Source organism: Aliivibrio kagoshimensis (genome assembly GCF_050337105.1).
In the GTDB taxonomy this organism is placed as follows: Bacteria; Pseudomonadota; Gammaproteobacteria; order Enterobacterales; family Vibrionaceae; genus Aliivibrio_A; species Aliivibrio_A kagoshimensis.
In genome coordinates this window covers 1-18,403 of sequence record NZ_JAKJSQ010000068.1, presented here as the reverse complement: position 1 = coordinate 18,403, position 18,403 = coordinate 1, and the positions used below count along the sequence as shown (strand labels likewise).

The window sequence follows — 18,403 nt, the reverse complement described above, 5'->3', positions numbered from 1 at the left end:
GTTTAGTGCACCAAGAGCTGAACCCTGGATTACTGGAAGATCATCACCTGGGTAGTCGTACTCAGAAAGAAGTTCACGAACTTCCATCTCAACTAGCTCAAGAAGCTCTTCATCATCAACCATATCACATTTGTTCATGAATACGATGATGTAAGGGATACCAACCTGGCGACCAAGTAGGATGTGCTCACGTGTCTGTGGCATAGGGCCATCAGTCGCAGCAACTACAAGGATACCACCGTCCATTTGAGCAGCACCAGTGATCATGTTTTTAACATAATCGGCGTGTCCAGGACAGTCAACGTGTGCGTAGTGACGCTCTGGCGTATCGTACTCAACGTGAGAAGTAGCGATTGTGATACCACGCTCGCGCTCTTCAGGAGCATTATCGATAGAAGCGAAATCTTTAGCTTCACCACCGTATACTTTTGACAAAGTAGTACAGATAGCAGCAGTTAGAGTTGTTTTACCGTGATCGACGTGGCCAATTGTGCCAACGTTTACATGCGGTTTAGTACGTTCAAATTTTTCTTTAGACACGATCGTGTTCCTTCCTAGTTAAGAGACGCCCTACCGTCGTATGGACGTATCAGAAGTCTTTATTAAAGTACAAATTAAATCTGTACTGAAAAACAGTTAAGTTCGTTCGGCGATTATGCCATCAGCGACGTTCTTAGGAACTTCAGCGTATTCACTAAATTCCATTGAGTACGACGCGCGGCCTTGAGTCGCAGAGCGCAACGAGGTTGCATAACCAAACATTGAAGATAGTGGTACTTGAGCACGAACGATTTTCACGCCAGCGACGCCATCATCCATACCTTCTATCATGCCGCGTCGGCGATTAATATCACCTACCACGTCACCCATCCAATCTTCAGGAGTGGTTATTTCAACTTTCATCATGGGTTCAAGAATTACAGGTTGCGCTTGAAGTGCACCGTTCTTGAAAGCCATTGAACCAGCGATTTTGAAAGCCATTTCGTTTGAATCAACGTCATGGTAAGAACCGTCAAACAGTGTTGCTTGTACGTCCAATACTGGGAAACCAGCAAGTACGCCATTATTCATCTGTTCTTCGATACCTTTAGCAACTGAACTTATGTATTCACGAGGTACAGCGCCACCAACTATTTCATCAACAAAAACAAAGCCTGCGCCAGGTTCTGATGGTTCAATCTTAAGCCATACGTGACCATATTGGCCTCGACCGCCAGATTGACGAACAAATTTACCTTCAACCTCAGTTTTACCACGAATAGTTTCACGGTAAGCAACTTGAGGTTTACCAACGTTGCATTCAACACCGAATTCACGGCGCATACGATCAACGATGATATCAAGATGGAGTTCACCCATTCCAGATATTAATGTTTGACCCGATTCATCATCAGTTTCGACTCGGAAAGATGGGTCTTCCGCCGCTAGTTTTCCTAACGCGATTCCCATTTTCTCTTGATCAGCTTGTGATCGAGGTTCAACAGCGATTTGAATAACCGGATCTGGGAATTCCATACGTTCCAGAATAACTTTGCTATTCTGATCACATAAGGTATCACCCGTTGTCACATTTTTTAGTCCAATTGCTGCTGCGATATCACCAGCACGAATTTCACTAATCTCTTCACGTTTGTTAGCATGCATCTGTACGATACGACCAAAACGTTCACGCTTCTCTTTTACTGAGTTATAAACGCCGTCACCGGAATTTACAATGCCAGAATAGACACGCATAAAGGTTAGGTTACCAACAAATGGGTCAGTAGCAATTTTGAATGCTAATGCGGCAAAAGGTTCATCATCACTTGAGTGACGTTCAACCGGATTACCATTCTCATCTTCACCTTTGATAGCTTTCACTTCCGTTGGTGATGGTAAGAACTCAATAACTGCATCAAGTACAGCTTGAACACCTTTATTCTTAAAAGCAGAACCACATGTTGCTACTACAATTTCGTTGGCTAAAGTACGTTGACGAAGTGCAGCTTTGATTTCTTCTTCAGAGAGCTCACCTTCTTCAAGGTATTTCTCCATCAACTCATCAGTTGCTTCTGCAGCTGACTCAACTAAATGCATTCGCCATTCATCGGCCAAATCTTGCATATCAGCCGGAATGTCTTCATAGGTAAACGTAGTACCTTGATCAGCTTCATTCCAGTTAATTGCTTTCATTTTGATCAGATCAATAACGCCTTTAAACTCCTCTTCCGCTCCAATGTTCAATTGAATGGGAACGGGAGTTGCACCTAGACGATCTTTTATTTGCTCAACGACTCGTAAAAAGTCAGCGCCAGCACGGTCCATTTTATTAACAAAGACCATGCGTGGAACTTCATACTTATCGGCCTGACGCCATACAGTCTCTGACTGAGGCTCCACACCAGATGATCCACAGAAGACAACTACGGCACCATCAAGTACACGCAATGAACGTTCAACTTCAATGGTGAAGTCTACGTGTCCAGGAGTATCGATGATGTTGATGCGGTGTTGTTGGAATTGTTCTTCCATACCGCGCCAGAATGTTGTAGTTGCAGCAGATGTGATAGTAATCCCACGCTCCTGCTCCTGCTCCATCCAATCCATAGTTGCAGCACCGTCATGTACTTCACCAATTTTATGAGACAAACCAGTGTAGAACAAAACACGCTCGGTAGTTGTAGTCTTACCGGCGTCAACGTGAGCAACAATACCAATATTTCGGTACAGCTCAATAGGTGTTATACGAGCCACAATTGTATCCTCTTACTAAGGAATTCCTTAGTGGATGAACAAAGTGCAGCAAAAAATGCTGCACCTTTGGTATTACCAGCGGTAGTGTGCGAATGCTTTGTTCGCGTCTGCCATGCGATGAACGTCTTCACGTTTCTTCACAGCAGTACCTTTGTTTTCTGATGCATCAAGCATCTCGCCAGCTAGACGCTGAGCCATAGATTTTTCACCACGCTTACGCGCAGCTTCAACTAACCAACGCATAGAAAGAGCGTTACGGCGAACCGGACGAACTTCTACAGGTACTTGGTATGTTGAACCACCCACACGGCGAGATTTAACTTCTACCGATGGACGAACGTTTTCAAGAGCTAGTTCAAATACAGCTAAGTGATCTTTACCAGATTTCTCAGCCATTAGTTCTAGTGCACCGTAAACGATTTTTTCAGCAGTTGATTTCTTACCGTCAACCATTACGATGTTTACAAATTTTGCCAGCAGTTCAGATTTGAACTTAGGATCCGGAAGGATCTTACGCTGGCCTATTACGCGACGACGTGGCATGGAATTTCTCCGTTGTCTTCTTCAGGTTTTTTCCAAAACTTTTCAGAAATATCAATAAATAGTGTTTGGCCTTACTTAACGCTTATCTTTTTAGAAAAGACGCATTAAGACTTAGGACGTTTAACACCATACTTAGAACGACCTTTCTTACGGTCGTTAACGCCTGCACAGTCAAGTGCACCACGTACGGTGTGGTAACGCACACCCGGTAAATCTTTAACACGGCCACCGCGGATAAGCACAACACTGTGCTCTTGAAGGTTATGACCTTCACCACCGATGTATGAAGTAACTTCAAAACCGTTAGTTAGACGAACACGACAAACTTTACGAAGTGCTGAGTTCGGTTTTTTTGGAGTAGTAGTATATACGCGAGTACATACACCACGTTTTTGTGGACACGCTTCGAGCGCAGGCACGTTGCTTTTAACAACTTGCTTTGCACGTGGCTTGCGTACCAACTGATTGATAGTTGCCATTTAAATAGCTCCTGATATTACTTACGTAAACATGTGAAAAATCTATTCCCCATAATGGGGACGCGAAATTTTATGCCTCGAACAATTATGTGTCAAGAAATATACAACTTTCTGAGTGATCTATTTCTGCTACTGACACAAATTGAAGGATGAAATGATGGAGTAATCACCAAGAAAGTGATTTATTCCTGCTTGTGGTTAACTCCACAAAGCCTTTAAAATCAATGAGATTAACCAGGCCGGATTGGGTATTATCCATTCCTCTGGCTAACACATCTGGCTCTAGTGCATACACAGAGACGCCAAGCTCAATAAAAGACAATAATTGGGCATTATTCTGATATACGAGGTAAATGGCATCTTGAGTTAATAAAATAGTATCACTGGGATTGATATAATCACTGATCTGGTTCATCGGGTCATTCAATGTACTCGTTTTAGAAATAATGTGTAACATATCTCTCTTATCCAACCTGTTCGTCATTCAGTCATTAGAAGACAAGTACATTGTCGCACTCATCGATTAATTGTTGTATCTCAATAGCGGATACCGAGTTAGCCTCAATGATTAATTGTTTCTCATCGATCTGCCTTGCCATTAATGACGCTTTACACGCATAGATGTCGTCAACCTCATACAGTCCTAACATTTTAAATGTTGAGATGTAATCACGAGATTGAATTAACTCTGGTTGCTGCTTTGAGAGCAGTTGATAGACGCCATCGTTGACAAACAGCACCCGTATATTATCGGTATAAGCTGAAGCCGCCAATAAGGCGTCAAGCCCTTCTCGACCAGATGATGAACCATGGGGCGCTGAATTAAAAATAAAACCTAACTTGCTCATTCTATTATCTCAAACTATCAAAACTGAACGACACGATCCGCAGTCAGTAATCGCATCGACAGTGAGCCTAACCCCACTTGAGAAAAACCTTTCGCTAGGTTCACGTTATCAAGACCATGTAGCTTTGATTCATCATCACTAATTATCCCTCGACGTAATGCGGCAGCTACGCATGTCTCTAGTTTGACATCGTGTTGTTCTGCCAGATTCAACCAAGCCTGAGTAATATCAAACTCATCATTGGCAGGCACGAGAAGTGCGGAGGCATTATTCACACCGTCTTGATAAAAAAATACCGCTTCAAGTTTGTGCTGCTCGGCAATCAACGCCTCTGCAAATAGATAAGCACTTCTTGCCGCTTGGGTTCCATATGCTGGACCATTCACTACCAGCGTGTAGGTCAAACTCACTACTCGCCCTCTTCCGTTTTTCGTTGGCGAATATAAAGGTAGACCGTATGTTTGGATATGTTGAGTCGATCAGCAACTCGGTTGATCGCATCTTTAATATCAAATATCCCTTTATCATAGAGATCCATAACAATCTGTCTGTTTTTAATATTATTAGCCACGCTCTTATCGGCATTGATCTCTTCTACGGTAAACTCCACCGTTTGATCCACCAGCTCATCGACATCACTGGCAAAGTTCACCGTTGAAACTGCTTCTTGCGCTTCATCTTTAGGCATGAAAGCTTGAAGAACCTGAGAGAGTGGTACGTCTAAATTTATATTGATACACAAAAGGCCAATAATACGATCATCACTATTTCGAATCGCAATAGTGATCGACTTCATCAACACTCCACCTTTGGCTCTGGTAAAGTATGAACGAGAGAAATTCCCTTTTGAACCTTCAATGTCTCTTAGCATTTGCAGCGCTAAGTCGGTAATTGGAGAGCCAACTTTTCTGCCTGTATTCTCGCCATTCGCAATTTTAATGGCGGACTTATTCAGATCATCTAACGAATGCAATACGATCTCACAATACGTTCCTATCAAACTGGCTAAACCGTCAACCACCGCCTCATAGGATTTCAATATATGATAATCATGCTTGGTGAACGCTAAATTATCGGGTAATTCATTTGTCATATACTCTGATTCACTTGCCTCATCATTTGAAACCACGTTATTTTTTCCATTCAATTAAAACTATTAAAGTAAGTTTATCAGATTATTTGAATCATTTTGAGTTAGCTACAAAAAGACCCAGCGAAAGCTGGGTCTTTAGTATGATCTAAAACAATATTAGTTCTATTTATTGTACCGCAGCAGCTTCTTCTGCTTTCGGGTTGATCTCTTTCAGTTCTACTTCAAAAACTAACGTTGAGTTCGCAGGAATGGTTGGCGTATCTTGCGCACCATATGCAAGCTCTGCAGGAATCACAAATTTAAACTTAGACCCTACTGACATTAACTGAACCCCTTCAGTCCAACCAGGGATAACGCGGTCAAGTGGGAAAGTAGCAGGGACACCACGATCAATTGAGCTATCAAACTTAGTACCATCAGTTAAAGTACCAACATAATCCACCATTACCGTATCAGTAGCTGCAGGCTTAGCTCCTGTACCTTCTTTCATTACTTGGTACATTAGGCCAGAGTCCGTTTTCGTAACCCCTGCTTCTTTTTCAAAGTTGGCACGGTAGTCGTTACCAGATTGAATTACAGCGGCTGCTTTCGCTTCTGCCTGCTCTTGAACAATTTTAGACACGCGCTCATCAAGTTGCTGTAATACCGTTTGAATCTCTTCATCGGTTAAACTTGATTTGCCATCAAACGAATCTTGAACGCCAGCAAGAACTAACTCTTTCTTAAGATCTAAGCCAAGCTCGGTCTGTTTTTCTAAATTTTCACTTAAATATTTCGCCAGTGATGCACCTATAGCATAAGCGGCTTTATCATCTTCTGTCGTAAACTCAATGGCTGCTGGTAATGTTACCGCATCCATTTTAGGTGCTTCCTCTTTTTGACAACCTACCGCTAATAAAACGGTTGCAGCTAATAACGACACTTTAAAGATTGATTTCATTTATTACTCCGGATATTTATGGGCTACTACCCAAAATTGTATTCGTTTTTCGTTTCTATCGTGCGAAACAGGATTAACAACAATATACTCGTAACTGTCACTAATAGACAAACTGGATATTCATTTTAATGAGAAAAATATATTACTATACGATTCTTTTCTTTACCTTATTTCTCCTAACTGGGTGTTTCTTTAACGGTGCAGAATCACAAAGGTGGCCTTTAGCCCCAGAAGGCGCCACGGCTTTCGCGCTCAGTGCCGATGGTCGGTTTGCTCTTTACTACTCAAAAAAACAGCAGCTCTCATTTTGGGATCTTCAACAAAACAGGCAACTTGCTGCATTAGGCGCGCTTGATGCAGAAGATACTACCGTGTTTCATATAGAGATTTCAGATAACAATCGTTTTGCTATTACCTCGTCCCAACAAAATTTTGCCATTTGGGATTTAGGGTTAAGTCAATCAACGGGGCTCTGGTCAATATCTGATGGCGTTATTCGCAGCCTAGATATCTCAAATAACGGCACTCAAGTACTACTCGGACTCTCCAACGGAAAAGCCATTTATGTAGACTTAGTCACTGGAAGACGTTTAGAGTTCCTTGCGCATCAAGAAAAAGTAAATTCTGTCTCTCTATCCGCAAACGGAAAGTATGCGCTCTCAGGGGGAGATGATAAGTTTGCCTACTTGTGGGACACCACCAGCGGACAAATAATCAATACTTTTAAACATAAACATCACGTTAATCAGGTTGCTCTACAACGTGATGGTAAGCTTGCTTTCACAGCCGACGGTAGTAATCAATGGCGACTGTGGAGTATTCCATCTGGTAAGCTTTACTCTGAGTTAACCACTTTTGCTCGGGGGCAAGTTTTTTCAATCAGTCGATTTAGTCATGATGGAAAACAGATACTCACCGGAACGCCTGCAGGTTTAGTCATGCTTTGGGATGCCGCCACTGGTGATAAAGTCAAACAGTGGAAAACGGAGCCATTAAAAGACTCTCGCCCAGCAACAGCGGTAGTGTATGATGTCGCGATAGATTCACAACAACGAGTCATTTCAGCGACCTCAGCGGGAATTGCTCAAGCATGGTTGATAGAGTAATGACAACAGAAAAAACAGCGCAACTTGAGAGTCAAATTGAGACATTAGAGTATAAAGTTGCTTTTCAAGAGCAGACCGTCGAGGAGCTTAACGAAGCCCTTAGCCAGCAACAGCTCTTGATCACTAAAATGCAAGACCAGATGAGTTACTTAGCGGGGAAAGTGAAAGGCATGGAGTCGCCAAATATGGCGGATGCGTCCGAAGAAACCCCACCCCCACACTACTAAACCCAGCTCTGTTCATGTTGAAGAGGAGATTCTTCCCTCCTCTTCAATAATACAACCCGTTTTACTCTTCATCAGCGAAAATTGCCACACTCAACGATCCATCGATATCGATCTTAGCGCGATACATTCCACTGCTGTTCATAGCAAAATACGTAGTACCTTGCGCATCCATAGCGATCAAACCACCTTCACCGCCCATCGCTTTCAATTCCCCCTGAATAATGGTCTCTGAAGCTTGGGCTACCGATTCACCTAAATAACGCATGCGTGCCGCCACATCGCTAGCAACACAGCAACGTAGGAAATACTCTCCCATCCCTGTACTAGAGACTGCTACGTTCCCATCTCTTGCGTATGTTCCTGCACCAATAACCGCAGTATCACCGACACGACTGAATTTTTTATTGGTTACTCCCCCCGTGCTGGTTGCTGCTGCTAAATGGCCTTGACTATCTAATGCAACCGCTCCGACCGTGCCATGCTTCCTGTCGTCTGGGTATGTTGATTCCGACAGTGCAAACAGTCCTTTTTCTTTCATTGATTGCAACTGTTCATAGCGCCTATCGGTAAAAAAGTAGTCTTGCTCGGTATACTCATGTTGCATTTGAAAAGCAAAACTCTCTGCGCCCTTGCCTATCAACATAACGTGCTCACTCTCAAGCATAATATCTCGAGCCAGCTTAATCGGATTTTTAATATGAGAAATCCCCGCAACCGCTCCGGCGTCAAGATCTGCGCCTGACATAATAGAAGCATCCATCTCTACGGTCTCATTGTGTGTTAATACAGAGCCTCTACCTGCATTAAACAGCGGTGAATCTTCCATCACAGCAACCGCGGCAACGACAGCATCAATCGCACTGCCACCCTTTTGCAGAATTTGGTGCCCGACTCTTACTGAATGTTCAAGCGTTTGGCGAAACTCTTGGTTTAACTCCGGTGTCATCTGCTCTCTTAAAATTGTGCCTGCACCACCGTGAATCGCAATCGAGTATCCATTAGCCATAAAAAATCCTTGGTTGAGTCCAAAAACAAAAAAAGCCTTAACACACTGTGCAAGGCTTTCTTATTAATCGTTATTTGAGCTTAGTGACTTCCACAGCCACCGCCGCCACAGCAGCCGCCTTCTTTTTTCTCTTTCTTCTCTTCGCCATGACCGCCACAGCAGCCTTCTTCACCATGGTCATGATCGTGATCGTGTCCATGACTACCACAGCCACCCTCTTTATGGATGTGGCCGTGTTCAACTTCAGTCTCAGTCGCTGCACGTAACGTAATGACTTCAACATCAAAATCTAATGTTTGACCTGCAAGCATATGGTTACCATCAACAACAACATGATCACCATCAACAGCAGTCACTTCAACTGGGATTGGACCTTGATCCGTATCAGCAAGGAAACGCATGCCAACTTCAATCTCTTCCACGCCTTGGAAAACGTCAGCAGGAACACGTTGAACCATCTCATCGATATGTTCGCCATACGCTTCAGCTGGAGCCACAGTGATGCTGAATTTATCGCCAACAGCTTTACCTTCTAAAGCGCTCTCTAAACCTACGATAAGATTATTGTGACCATGAAGGTAATCTAATGGAGCTTCAGCGGTAGATTGGTCTACTACCGCGCCTTCTTCTGTTTTCACTTGGTATGCGATACTAACAACAACATTTTTTTCAATTTTCATTTCTGCTCCAAAATAGCTGGGGATCAACAATTCGTCGAATTGCCGATATGATACCGAGTTTTTTATCGATTGCCAAAATCAATTCATTGACTATTCGGGTTTAAATATCCCAATAACTTGCTCTGCATCATGATCGCTCGACTCTGCCGATTTTGGCAATCTTTTGTCCTTATGATCACACTGCACACACTCAACCCACTCGATGTTGTTTTCCATCCACCAACGCAACGTATCTTGAGTGCTACATGAAGGGCAAACTGCGCCAGCTATAAAACGTTTTTTTATCTTTTGAATCATGGTTACTGCATCCGTTTTCATTATTCTACTATTCTCTGCTGAATCGATTATCCGTCCCAGCGGTTCCCTGTTCTTCTTTCGTGCTCCATCTCTTTAGAGAAGATCTCTTCCAACTCGACTCTTGCCTCTTTGGCTCTTGAAGCCAGTGATTTATCATCACTGTGCAAGGGCAGTAGCTCTTTTAACATCGACACATCTAATTTTCTAAAGTGCGCCTCAGCTCTTTTTGCTTGATAAGGGTGCATACCTAATACTGTTAACGTTTTTTTCCCTAAATCCAACGCACCAGCAAACGTCTCTCGGCTGTAATTTTCAATGCCATGACTTAATAGTTCATACGCTTCAACTCGACTCCTCGCACGAACTAAAACCGTTAAATGAGGGAAATGCTTTTGACATAGGTGCACCACATCCATGGTTCTTTCTGCATCATCCTTACAGATGACAATCGCTTCTGCACTTTCCGCCCCAGCCGCTCTTAATAGCTCAACTTGCGTGGCATCACCATAATAAACCTTATAACCAAACTTTCTGAGTAACTTAATCTGACTAGGATCACTTTCAAGAATGGTCACTCGGATCTTATTCGCCATCAATAGTCGACCAACAATCTGACCAAAGCGGCCAAAGCCTGCAATGATCACCTTAGGCTTGCGATCAATCACATCATTTTCTAGCTCTTCATCTTCAACATTCATGGTTAATGCAAACCACTTACGCTGCGCAATCAATATCAAAGGTGTGGTGATCATAGAGAGACTGACTATCACGAGCAGCAGTGCGGTTAGCTCTTTCCCCAACAAACCTTCACCTTGTGCGGCGGTAAACAGAACAAAAGCGAACTCCCCGCCCTGACTTAAAATGGCGGCCATTTGGCTACGCGCTTTCGCCCTGGTACCAAACCCTCTCGCTAAGCCATAAAGAATAAGGCCTTTTGTTGCCACCAATAGAAAAACAGCAGTAAAGATTTCAAACGGATATAGAGCGATCATATCCAAGTTAACTGTCATCCCAACCGAGATGAAAAAGAGACCTAACAACAACCCTTTGAAGGGCTCGATAGCCACTTCAAGCTCATGTCGATACTCACTTTCTGCTAATAATACTCCTGCTAAGAAAGTTCCTAGCGCCATCGAAAGCCCTAAGCTTCGCATCACTACCGCTATACCGATAACCAGTAACAGGGCCGTAACCGTAAACAGTTCACGTGCTCCACTGTGAATAACATAACGAAATAGAGGGCCAATAAAATAGTGTCCCCCAACGAGCAGCGCTAATATCCCACCGATCATCCAGAGGAAATCAATCCAACTGCCTGTTCCACCGCCAGCAATAATTGGTAAAAGTGCCAGCATTGGAATCACAGCAATATCTTGAAATAGCAAAACCGAAAAACCAGACTGCCCGGTCTCGGTTCCAGAGAGCCCTTTCTCTTCAATAACTGTCAGAGCAATCGCCGTAGAAGAGAGCGCAAGCCCCATTCCGATAACCAAACTGTTTTGCCAGTTCGCTCCCCATAACATGGCAATCATCATTAGCGCCCCACAGGTCACCATGACTTGTGCGCCACCTAAACCCAGTATGGGCTTTTTCATTTGCCATAACTTCTTTGGATTCAGCTCTAACCCAATCAAAAAAAGTAACAGAACCACACCAAATTCAGAGAAGTGTAAAATAGCTTCAGTATCATTAATGAGTTTTAAGCCCCAAGGACCAATAGCAATACCAGCTATCAGGTAACCTAATACCGAACCTAAACCCAAGCGCTGCGCAATCGGAACCGCAATGACTGCAGCTCCAAGAAACACCACACTCGCTTGCAAAAAATCAGATGTCATAATTGATCACCACTTCACACTGCAATGGATTCTGTAACCAGCGTTGATATTCATCGGCTTGCTGCAACCGCTCTATTTTAGAGATATTTCTCGACCAATAGATAACCTTAGGTTCTAACCAATGCATTTGACATAAGTAAGCAGTAATTTCAAAAGGGCGTAGAAAATCATTCATCGTATAACGGTTATAACCTTCAGGTGTAAAAGCTTGTTTTGCCCCTCCTGTTGTCACCACCGAACGCCAATACTTTCCGACCATCGCTTTACCGTCGCCATACGCAAACCCTTTGCCCAATACACAATCTATCCACTCTTTTAATAACGAAGGGCATGAGTACATATAGAGAGGATGTTGAAACACAATAATATCGTGAGCTGATAACAGTTCATGCTCATAGATAACATCAATAAAAAAATCGGGATAGCTCGCATAGAGATCATGCACCGTCACATTGGGTAAACTGATTGCCGCGTCAATTAATACTTTATTGGCAATGGAGTTCTCAGGATCAGGGTGTGCAAATATTATCAATATCTTAGGTGGCGCCGAAATGCCTGAAGTCATAATGTTCCACTATTAAGTCTAAGGGATCTATTTCTATTAGATTCTTTAACTACATCATACATAATTGTAGATAAATCGGGATAGCTTGTTTGAGATAGTCGACAATTCCTACGGTAAAGCCTACTATGCTTGTCAGTTTTCATACCCCAATTACTGTCAATAATAAGCAACCATGATTATATTTTCTGATATCCAATTATTACGCGGTGGCAAAGCACTGCTCGATCAAACTTCAGCCACAATTCATCCCGGTGACAAAGTCGGCCTAGTGGGTAAAAATGGCTGTGGCAAGTCCACACTGTTTTCTCTACTGAAAGATGAATTAAGTTTAGACGCAGGTTCACATCAACTGCCATCTAATTGGGAGATTTCATGGGTTGCTCAAGAGACACCAGCTTTAGAACGTAAAGCGATTGATTATGTCATCGATGGTGATCGGGAGTTTCGAGGGCTCGAGCAGCAACTATTAAAAGCAGAGCAAATAGACAATGGCACGCTGGTTGCGGAATTGCACGGCAAACTTGACATTGTGGGTGGATACACCATTAATGCTCGAGCTTCCGAATTGCTTAATGGTTTGGGGTTTTCACAAGAACAGATGGGGTGGAATTTAACTCAATTCTCTGGTGGTTGGCGTATGCGCTTAAACCTTGCTCAAGCCCTACTTTGTCGCTCTGACCTGTTACTGCTTGATGAACCAACCAACCACCTCGATTTAGACGCGGTGATGTGGTTAGAGAAATGGCTGCAATCTTATCCTGGCACTTTAGTATTAATCTCTCACGATAGGGATTTCTTGGATCCGGTAATCAATCGAATTATTCACATTGAAAATCAACAGCTCAATGAGTACACCGGCAACTACTCATCATTTGAAAATCAACGTGCTGAAAAAATGATTCTACAGCAAGCTCAATTTCAGAAGCAGCAAAAAAACATGGCTCATATGCAGTCATACATAGACAGATTCCGTTATAAAGCCAGTAAAGCTCGACAAGCTCAAAGCCGAATTAAAGCACTAGAAAAAATGGAAAAAGTCCTACCGGCACAGTTGGATAATCCATTCAGCTTTAACTTCCGTGAACCAGAAGCACTCCCTAACCCAATCTTAATGATGGATCAAGTCTCTGCCGGTTATGGTGACACTACTATATTAGAGAAAATCCGCCTCAACTTAGTACCAGGAAGCCGTATCGGTCTGCTTGGACGTAATGGCGCAGGTAAATCAACTCTCATAAAACTTCTTTCTAGTGAGTTGGCACCACAAGGTGGAGAGTTTACCTACTCTCAAGGGGTGAAAATTGGATACTTTGCTCAGCATCAATTAGAGACACTGCACGTAGAAGAGACACCACTGCAACATTTAATGCGATTAGCTCCGAAGCACACTGAGCAACAGTTACGAGACTACTTAGGTAGCTTTGGATTTAAAGGGGAGAAAGCCCTCGATAAAATCGGCCCCTTCTCAGGTGGCGAAAAAGCGCGTTTGGTTTTAGCGCTGACCGTTTGGCAAAAACCGAACCTATTGCTGCTCGATGAACCAACCAACCACCTTGATCTCGATATGCGACAAGCCCTTACTTTTGCACTGCAAACCTTTGAGGGTGCGATGGTCATTGTTAGTCACGACCGTTATCTATTACGTGCGACAACGGATGACCTCTACTTAGTTGATGACAGACAAGTCTCTCCGTTTGATGGTGATCTTGATGACTACTACAAATGGTTAGTTGAACAACAAAAAGCAGAGCGCAAAGAGCTACTAAATAAAGATAAACCCGCTGATGCCGCGCCAAATATTAACAGCGCGGTATCGAGAAAAGATCAAAAACGCAGAGAAGCAGAGTTTAGAAAAGAGACCGCACCACTGCGTAAAAAAGTGACTCAACTTGATAAGCAGATCGAAAAACTGAGTCTACAATTGAGTGAAGCTGAAAGTGCTTTATCTGAAACATCCCTGTATGACGCTGACAATAAAACACAACTAAACCAAGTGTTAGCCTCTCAAGCACAAGCTAAGAGTCAACTTGAAGAGGTGGAGATGGAGTGGATGGATCTGCAAGAGCACTTAGAGCAACTTGAGCAAGACTTCCAGTAGATATGACATTACTAGCAGAAGATTTTTGGCGTTTTTCACTTCAGCACTACTCAAAACCTGAAGTGAAAGAGGCGTGCTTGCTGCTGCAGAATCATTATCAAGGGAATGTGAATTTAGCTCTGCTGCTCGCATGGTTAGATAATCAATCCCTGACCATCAAAGATTGGCAAGCTCTGCTACCCGCTTTGGACACGACGAATGCATTGTTAACCTCATTTCGAGCTCTGCGTGTACAAGCAAAAGCCTCTGCAAACCCTCTGTACCAACAGATGTTATCCTTTGAGCTTGAAATAGAGCAACAACAGCAAGCTCATTTAATACATGCCGTTAATCAACACGAACTGACCACGAACTCATCGCCATCACTGCTTGAACGATATTGTCACTCGCTCAATGCCGACATACTAATTGCTGAGCTTTCACTATGACCCCTTTTTCTGCTATGCGAGGCGTAACTAATCCTCACCTACAAACGCTATTACCAAGATTCATCAGACGAACGCCGCTATTTGATGCCATCCACCAGCGCCTTCATACGCCTGATGGTGATTTTATTGATCTTGCATGGACAGAAGAACCGAGTGACGCTCAGAACAAACCATTATTCATTCTATTTCACGGTTTAGAGGGCAGCTTTGAAAGCCCCTATGCCAATGGTCTACTTCATGCCGCTAAGCAACAGGGATGGCTCGGCGTCATGATGCATTTTCGAGGATGCAGTGGTGAGTTAAATCGCCACCCACACGCTTATCATTCCGGTGAGACCAGTGATCCACGCCTTTTTTTACAGATGATTCAACAGCGCTTTCCAGAGAATAAAAAGGTGGCGGTTGGAATCTCTTTAGGGGGCAATGTATTAACTCGATATTTAGCACAATACCACAGTGAACCAATACTCGATGCTGCTGCAGTTGTCTCTGCACCTCTTGACCTTGGTGCTTGCTCTGAGCGTATTCAACTTGGATTCTCAAAGGTATACCAACGCTACCTTCTTAACTCATTGAAAAAGAGCATTCATCAAAAGCTGACTATCATGCCTGATGCTTTCTCATTTAATAAGAAAGAGGTGAGCAACATCCGCTCTATTTATCAATTTGATGACATCATTACAGCACCTCTTAATGGCTTTACCGATGCTGAAGACTATTACCAACGATGCAGTGGTATTCATATACTTGATAAAATCACTATTCCAACCTTAATTGTCCATGCCAAAGATGATCCCTTTATGACCCAAGCCGTCATACCTCAACAGCCACTTCCAACAAACATTACCTACTGCTTAACTGAGCATGGTGGTCATGTCGGCTTCGTTGCAGGCACACCGACACAACCACAGTTTTGGTTAGAGACAGCACTGAATGAGTGGTTTATTCAACAACTCTAAAACAGTACACTGAGCTAAAATACAAATAGTAAGTTCCCCCTATTATCAAGGCAGTACCGTATGATTGTTCCCTGGAAAGATATCTCACCTGATGCATTAGAAAGCCTTATTTCCGAGTTTATTCTGCGAGAAGGCACCGATTATGGTGAAACTGAATTCAGCCATCAAGACAAAATAAATCAAATAAAACAACAATTAAAAATAGGCGAAGTTGTTGTTTTTTATTCAGAATTACATGAGTCCGTTGACATAAAATACAAAAATAGTCTCCAGATGGAATAGGAAAACCAGTATTTCGTACTATATGATATTTAACTAAACCCTGTTATAAACGTAACATTAATCTAACGACAGGGTCTCTCATGTCAGCTAAACATCCAATCATAGCGGTTACCGGTTCATCAGGAGCGGGTACCACCACCACATCAGAAGCCTTTCGAAAAATGTTCAACATGATGGACGTGAAAGCAGCGTGGATTGAAGGTGATAGCTTTCATCGCTTCACTCGTCCTGAAATGGATGTTGAGATCAAAAAAGCCAAAGAGCAAGGGCGTCATATTAGCTACTTTGGTCCTCAAGCCAACGACTTTGAAGCATTAGAACAGTTTTTTAAAGAGTACCGAGATGAAGGAACAGGCAAGTTCCGTCGTTACCTTCATACCTTTGATGAAGCCGTTCCGTTTAACCAAATGCCCGGTACATTCACGCCGTGGCAAGAACTGCCTGAAAATAGTGATGTGCTTTTCTATGAAGGTCTGCACGGCGGTGTGGTAGATAAAAATATTAATGTCGCTCAGCATGTTGATCTGCTTATCGGCATGGTACCCATTGTCAATTTAGAGTGGATCCAGAAGTTCGTTCGTGACACCCGAGATCGTGGGCACTCTAGAGAGGCCGTCATGGACTCCATTGTGCGTTCAATGGATGACTACCTTAATTACATCACACCACAGTTCTCTCGTACGCACATTAACTTTCAGCGCGTTCCAACCGTAGATACGTCCAACCCGCTAAATGCGAAAGGCATCCCGAGTTTGGATGAAAGCTTTGTAGTGATTCGTATACGCGGAATGCGACAAATTGATTTCCCTTACTACCTCACTATGATTGAAGGCTCATTCATGTCACGCCACAACACCTTGGTGGTTCCTGGTGGAAAAATGGGGTTTGCTATGGAGTTAATCATACGGCCACTGTTGCAGCAGCTTATTGAGACAGGGAAGATTGATTAAGATCAGAGCCTGTATGCTCTGATCTCTTTACTTACGATTTCAATAACAGTGGCTTTAAACAATTTCGTAACTGTGAGTCATCTCCACACCACTACCTAACATTAAACAGACCGAGCAGTACTTCTCAAGGGAGTCTTTGGCCACTTGTGCCACAATCTCTTCGTCAAGCTCTTGGCCCGAGATCACAAAATGAATATTAATCTGAGTGAACAGTTTTGGAGCTTGCTCACGACGTTGGGTCGTTAGTTGTGCTTCGCATTTTTCAATGCATTGCTGCTGAGATTTTAATCCCGCGACAACATCTACTGAGCTGCACCCACCTGCAGCCATTAAAACCATTTCCATTGGGCTAGGTGCTTTATCACCACCGTTACCATCCATAACAATATTATGACCAGATCCAGACTCTCCTAGGAACGTCATGCCCTCAATCCAATTTACTTTTGCTAACATTTTTATACCTTCTAGTTATAAACTCGTGACCTACAGCACTATTTCATATGAAACTCCATGACCTCAGTACGATCAAAATCAAGAAATAATTTCCGAAACAGTATAGAATTCTAAAATTAATTTAAAGCACACTTGCAGCTTGGCGTTAATGGTCATATTCTATCATTCAGATTGATATTTGGCTCAGCAAAAAAATGGAAGTAATACTGAGCAATCTCCAGAGGAAATAAAATTATGGTTCTAGGTAAACCGCAAACAGATCCTACTTTAGAGTGGTTTCTTTCACATTGTCACATTCATAAGTATCCATCAAAGAGTACGCTAATTCACGCAGGTGAAAAAGCGGAGACCCTTTACTACATTGTAAAAGGTTCTGTTTCTGTTTTGATTAAAGATGAAGAAGGCAAAGAGATGATTTTGTCTTACCTTAACCAAGGTGACTTCATCGGTGAGCTAGGCCTTTTTGAAGAAGATCAAGAGCGTACTGCTTGGGTCCGTGCAAAAAGCCCTTGTGAAGTTGCTGAAATTTCGTTCAAAAAATTCCGCCAGCTTATTCAAGTAAACCCAGACATCTTAATGCGCCTGTCGTCTCAAATGGCTAATCGCCTTCAGATTACGAGCCAAAAAGTTGGCGACCTTGCTTTCTTAGATGTTACCGGCCGTATTGCTCAAACGTTGTTAAACCTTGCTAAACAACCAGATGCAATGACTCACCCAGATGGCATGCAAATTAAGATCACTCGTCAAGAGATTGGTCAAATTGTTGGCTGTTCACGTGAAACCGTTGGTCGTATATTAAAAATGCTTGAAGAGCAGAATCTTATTTCCGCTCATGGTAAAACGATTGTTGTTTACGGCACACGTTAATTATTAATTTT

Annotated in this window: 23 protein-coding genes; 8 read left to right on the top strand and 15 right to left on the bottom strand. The window is 42.9% G+C overall.

Translation table 11 applies throughout. The annotated features are described in order from the left end of the window. From L4C32_RS17215 to fkpA, 9 genes are all read right to left on the bottom strand, one after another. Positions 1-540: GTP-binding protein (locus tag L4C32_RS17215; protein ID WP_428198126.1), on the bottom strand; the 540-nt coding region annotated here is incomplete at its 3' end. A 96-nt stretch (positions 541-636) separates the two neighbouring features. After that, the gene (gene fusA, locus L4C32_RS17210) at positions 637-2,733 is read right to left on the bottom strand and encodes an elongation factor G (RefSeq protein WP_428198125.1); all 2,097 of its coding nucleotides are present in this window, start codon (positions 2,731-2,733) and stop codon (positions 637-639) included. A gap of 72 nt (positions 2,734-2,805) precedes the next feature. Further along, positions 2,806-3,276, bottom strand: coding sequence for a 30S ribosomal protein S7 (gene rpsG, locus L4C32_RS17205; RefSeq protein WP_428198124.1), 471 nt, complete (start codon positions 3,274-3,276; stop codon positions 2,806-2,808). A gap of 104 nt (positions 3,277-3,380) precedes the next feature. After that, positions 3,381-3,755: a 30S ribosomal protein S12 gene (gene rpsL / locus L4C32_RS17200; RefSeq protein WP_005417208.1), complete on the bottom strand. Its 375-nt coding sequence runs from the start codon at positions 3,753-3,755 to the stop codon at positions 3,381-3,383. 166 nt (positions 3,756-3,921) lie between these two features. Next, complete coding sequence (gene tusB / locus L4C32_RS17195; RefSeq protein WP_428198123.1) at positions 3,922-4,212, bottom strand: sulfurtransferase complex subunit TusB; 291 nt, start codon at positions 4,210-4,212, stop codon at positions 3,922-3,924. 34 nt (positions 4,213-4,246) lie between these two features. Then, a complete protein-coding gene (gene tusC / locus L4C32_RS17190; RefSeq protein ID WP_428198122.1) occupies positions 4,247-4,603 on the bottom strand; it encodes a sulfurtransferase complex subunit TusC in 357 nt (118 codons plus the stop codon). A gap of 17 nt (positions 4,604-4,620) precedes the next feature. Further along, a complete protein-coding gene (tusD, locus tag L4C32_RS17185) occupies positions 4,621-5,013 on the bottom strand; it encodes a sulfurtransferase complex subunit TusD (RefSeq protein WP_428198121.1) in 393 nt (130 codons plus the stop codon). Next, on the bottom strand, positions 5,013-5,696 hold the full coding sequence (locus tag L4C32_RS17180; RefSeq protein WP_428198120.1) for a helix-turn-helix transcriptional regulator: 684 nt from the start codon (positions 5,694-5,696) through the stop codon (positions 5,013-5,015). The genes tusD and L4C32_RS17180 overlap by 1 nt, the downstream gene beginning before the upstream one ends. A gap of 166 nt (positions 5,697-5,862) precedes the next feature. After that, entirely contained in the window at positions 5,863-6,636 is a 774-nt protein-coding gene (fkpA, locus tag L4C32_RS17175; RefSeq protein ID WP_428198119.1) for an FKBP-type peptidyl-prolyl cis-trans isomerase, read from the bottom strand. Positions 6,637-6,764: 128 nt separating this feature from the next. Between fkpA and L4C32_RS17170 the strand changes: the two genes are divergently transcribed. Both L4C32_RS17170 and L4C32_RS17165 read left to right on the top strand, forming a co-directional pair. After that, positions 6,765-7,742: a WD40 repeat domain-containing protein gene (locus L4C32_RS17170; protein ID WP_428198118.1), complete on the top strand. Its 978-nt coding sequence runs from the start codon at positions 6,765-6,767 to the stop codon at positions 7,740-7,742. Beyond that, on the top strand, positions 7,742-7,969 hold the full coding sequence (locus L4C32_RS17165; protein WP_428198117.1) for a SlyX family protein: 228 nt from the start codon (positions 7,742-7,744) through the stop codon (positions 7,967-7,969). Before L4C32_RS17170 ends, L4C32_RS17165 begins: the two co-directional genes overlap by 1 nt. Positions 7,970-8,030: 61 nt before the next feature. Here L4C32_RS17165 and L4C32_RS17160 read toward each other — a convergent pair whose 3' ends face one another. The 5 genes from L4C32_RS17160 to kefG form a co-directional block, all read right to left on the bottom strand. Then, positions 8,031-8,975: an isoaspartyl peptidase/L-asparaginase family protein gene (locus L4C32_RS17160; RefSeq protein ID WP_428198116.1), complete on the bottom strand. Its 945-nt coding sequence runs from the start codon at positions 8,973-8,975 to the stop codon at positions 8,031-8,033. 80 nt (positions 8,976-9,055) lie between these two features. Further along, a complete protein-coding gene (slyD, locus tag L4C32_RS17155) occupies positions 9,056-9,655 on the bottom strand; it encodes a peptidylprolyl isomerase (protein ID WP_428198115.1) in 600 nt (199 codons plus the stop codon). Positions 9,656-9,745: 90 nt separating this feature from the next. After that, the gene (locus tag L4C32_RS17150; protein WP_428198127.1) at positions 9,746-9,952 is read right to left on the bottom strand and encodes a YheV family putative zinc ribbon protein; all 207 of its coding nucleotides are present in this window, start codon (positions 9,950-9,952) and stop codon (positions 9,746-9,748) included. Positions 9,953-9,999: 47 nt separating this feature from the next. Continuing rightward, on the bottom strand, positions 10,000-11,790 hold the full coding sequence (gene kefB, locus L4C32_RS17145) for a glutathione-regulated potassium-efflux system protein KefB (protein ID WP_428198114.1): 1,791 nt from the start codon (positions 11,788-11,790) through the stop codon (positions 10,000-10,002). Beyond that, complete coding sequence (kefG, locus tag L4C32_RS17140; RefSeq protein ID WP_428198113.1) at positions 11,780-12,355, bottom strand: glutathione-regulated potassium-efflux system ancillary protein KefG; 576 nt, start codon at positions 12,353-12,355, stop codon at positions 11,780-11,782. The genes kefB and kefG overlap by 11 nt, the downstream gene beginning before the upstream one ends. Positions 12,356-12,527: 172 nt before the next feature. Between kefG and L4C32_RS17135 the strand changes: the two genes are divergently transcribed. The 5 genes from L4C32_RS17135 to L4C32_RS17115 all read left to right on the top strand — a co-directional run bounded on the left by L4C32_RS17135 (position 12,528) and on the right by L4C32_RS17115 (position 17,072). Next, entirely contained in the window at positions 12,528-14,453 is a 1,926-nt protein-coding gene (locus L4C32_RS17135; RefSeq protein WP_428198112.1) for an ABC transporter ATP-binding protein, read from the top strand. A 2-nt stretch (positions 14,454-14,455) separates the two neighbouring features. Next, positions 14,456-14,881 (top strand): TIGR02444 family protein, encoded by a 426-nt coding sequence (locus tag L4C32_RS17130; RefSeq protein WP_428198111.1) that lies wholly within the window; start codon positions 14,456-14,458, stop codon positions 14,879-14,881. Further along, positions 14,878-15,840 (top strand): hydrolase, encoded by a 963-nt coding sequence (locus L4C32_RS17125; RefSeq protein ID WP_428198110.1) that lies wholly within the window; start codon positions 14,878-14,880, stop codon positions 15,838-15,840. Before L4C32_RS17130 ends, L4C32_RS17125 begins: the two co-directional genes overlap by 4 nt. Positions 15,841-15,900: 60 nt before the next feature. After that, positions 15,901-16,122 carry a YheU family protein gene (locus tag L4C32_RS17120; protein WP_428198109.1) on the top strand — a complete coding sequence of 74 codons (222 nt, stop codon included), beginning with the start codon at positions 15,901-15,903 and terminating at the stop codon, positions 16,120-16,122. Between the two features lie 80 nt (positions 16,123-16,202). Continuing rightward, on the top strand, positions 16,203-17,072 hold the full coding sequence (locus L4C32_RS17115; RefSeq protein ID WP_428198108.1) for a phosphoribulokinase: 870 nt from the start codon (positions 16,203-16,205) through the stop codon (positions 17,070-17,072). A 54-nt stretch (positions 17,073-17,126) separates the two neighbouring features. Here the strand turns inward: L4C32_RS17115 and L4C32_RS17110 are convergent, their stop codons facing one another. Then, positions 17,127-17,525, bottom strand: a complete 399-nt coding sequence (locus tag L4C32_RS17110; protein ID WP_428198107.1) for an OsmC family protein — start codon at positions 17,523-17,525, stop codon at positions 17,127-17,129. A gap of 234 nt (positions 17,526-17,759) precedes the next feature. Here L4C32_RS17110 and crp point away from each other — a divergent pair, with 234 nt between their 5' ends. Continuing rightward, a complete protein-coding gene (crp, locus tag L4C32_RS17105; protein ID WP_428198106.1) occupies positions 17,760-18,392 on the top strand; it encodes a cAMP-activated global transcriptional regulator CRP in 633 nt (210 codons plus the stop codon). Positions 18,393-18,403 lie beyond the last annotated feature (11 nt).

Excerpts from the sequence above, each read along its gene's own strand:
- rpsG (WP_428198124.1), bottom strand. The coding sequence starts at position 3,276 with ATGCCACGTCGTCGCGTAATAGGCCAGCGTAAGATCCTTCCGGATCCT.
- rpsL (WP_005417208.1), bottom strand. The coding sequence starts at position 3,755 with ATGGCAACTATCAATCAGTTGGTACGCAAGCCACGTGCAAAGCAAGTT.
- tusB (WP_428198123.1), bottom strand. The coding sequence starts at position 4,212 with ATGTTACACATTATTTCTAAAACGAGTACATTGAATGACCCGATGAAC.
- tusC (WP_428198122.1), bottom strand. The coding sequence starts at position 4,603 with ATGAGCAAGTTAGGTTTTATTTTTAATTCAGCGCCCCATGGTTCATCA.
- L4C32_RS17180 (WP_428198120.1), bottom strand. The coding sequence starts at position 5,696 with ATGACAAATGAATTACCCGATAATTTAGCGTTCACCAAGCATGATTAT.
- fkpA (WP_428198119.1), bottom strand. The coding sequence starts at position 6,636 with ATGAAATCAATCTTTAAAGTGTCGTTATTAGCTGCAACCGTTTTATTA.
- L4C32_RS17170 (WP_428198118.1), top strand. The coding sequence starts at position 6,765 with ATGAGAAAAATATATTACTATACGATTCTTTTCTTTACCTTATTTCTC.
- L4C32_RS17165 (WP_428198117.1), top strand. The coding sequence starts at position 7,742 with ATGACAACAGAAAAAACAGCGCAACTTGAGAGTCAAATTGAGACATTA.
- L4C32_RS17160 (WP_428198116.1), bottom strand. The coding sequence starts at position 8,975 with ATGGCTAATGGATACTCGATTGCGATTCACGGTGGTGCAGGCACAATT.
- slyD (WP_428198115.1), bottom strand. The coding sequence starts at position 9,655 with ATGAAAATTGAAAAAAATGTTGTTGTTAGTATCGCATACCAAGTGAAA.
- L4C32_RS17150 (WP_428198127.1), bottom strand. The coding sequence starts at position 9,952 with ATGATTCAAAAGATAAAAAAACGTTTTATAGCTGGCGCAGTTTGCCCT.
- kefB (WP_428198114.1), bottom strand. The coding sequence starts at position 11,790 with ATGACATCTGATTTTTTGCAAGCGAGTGTGGTGTTTCTTGGAGCTGCA.
- kefG (WP_428198113.1), bottom strand. The coding sequence starts at position 12,355 with ATGACTTCAGGCATTTCGGCGCCACCTAAGATATTGATAATATTTGCA.
- L4C32_RS17135 (WP_428198112.1), top strand. The coding sequence starts at position 12,528 with ATGATTATATTTTCTGATATCCAATTATTACGCGGTGGCAAAGCACTG.
- L4C32_RS17130 (WP_428198111.1), top strand. The coding sequence starts at position 14,456 with ATGACATTACTAGCAGAAGATTTTTGGCGTTTTTCACTTCAGCACTAC.
- L4C32_RS17125 (WP_428198110.1), top strand. The coding sequence starts at position 14,878 with ATGACCCCTTTTTCTGCTATGCGAGGCGTAACTAATCCTCACCTACAA.
- L4C32_RS17120 (WP_428198109.1), top strand. The coding sequence starts at position 15,901 with ATGATTGTTCCCTGGAAAGATATCTCACCTGATGCATTAGAAAGCCTT.
- L4C32_RS17115 (WP_428198108.1), top strand. The coding sequence starts at position 16,203 with ATGTCAGCTAAACATCCAATCATAGCGGTTACCGGTTCATCAGGAGCG.
- L4C32_RS17110 (WP_428198107.1), bottom strand. The coding sequence starts at position 17,525 with ATGTTAGCAAAAGTAAATTGGATTGAGGGCATGACGTTCCTAGGAGAG.
- crp (WP_428198106.1), top strand. The coding sequence starts at position 17,760 with ATGGTTCTAGGTAAACCGCAAACAGATCCTACTTTAGAGTGGTTTCTT.